Origin of the sequence: Vibrio sp. L85, assembly GCF_963871815.1 — a bacterium.
Lineage (GTDB): Bacteria > Pseudomonadota > Gammaproteobacteria > Enterobacterales > Vibrionaceae > Vibrio > Vibrio harveyi.
In genome coordinates, this window is the sequence record NZ_CAWMYL010000231.1 from 1 (window position 1) to 678 (window position 678).

General features: G+C 41.3%; 1 protein-coding gene. It reads right to left on the minus strand.

What is annotated here, in order from left to right:
- Nucleotides 1-120: 120 nt before the first annotated feature.
- Nucleotides 121-678: hypothetical protein (locus AACR11_RS21230; protein WP_223295767.1), on the minus strand; the 558-nt coding region annotated here is incomplete at its 5' end.

A 678-nucleotide genomic window follows, 5' to 3' on the forward strand; every position in this document is an offset into this window, starting at 1 on the left:
AACATTAGCGAACCATGAACAAGTACAGGATAGCAAAATGAAAAAAGCCCACTGTCAGGTTCTATGAAAGTGGGCTAAGACTATACAGATTAAGGTATGGAACATCGGCTGTTTCTATGGTTAAGGTGTATTGTCCGTAAATGGTTTGTCTGATACTTCTCCCTTACCGTCATATAAAACAACGACTTTTGTGTTACCTGTCTTGCTATATGGCGCAGATTGTACCCAGCCATTAGGGTCTGCATTCTCTCGGATAGTACAGTCATTATGCTTTCTATTGGGATTACAAGAGTACTTGTATAACAGTAATACTTGCTCTTTATTTACTAAGACCTGCATGACTCCATTTGTCTTGAAGTTTGGGTAATAATGGTTGATTGTCTCTATTTTTTGCCTGGCAAGCTCGGTGTCTATCACATCATCAATTCGAAACCATTTAGTATCATAATTCTCATCGAAATCCCCCCATTCTGGCTTCCAACGCTTTTGCCACTTTTCTCGTGATGAGCCACCACCAACACCATTTTCCCATTCGCCTTTTATAGCGCTAGGAATACCAATACCAATGCCTGCGCTAGCACAACAACCCTGAACACTCCCATACGCAAAGTTTGCACCTCCACCATAAATATCACTGACCCACATATCACGAATAAAATGAGGACCACCTAAAGACCC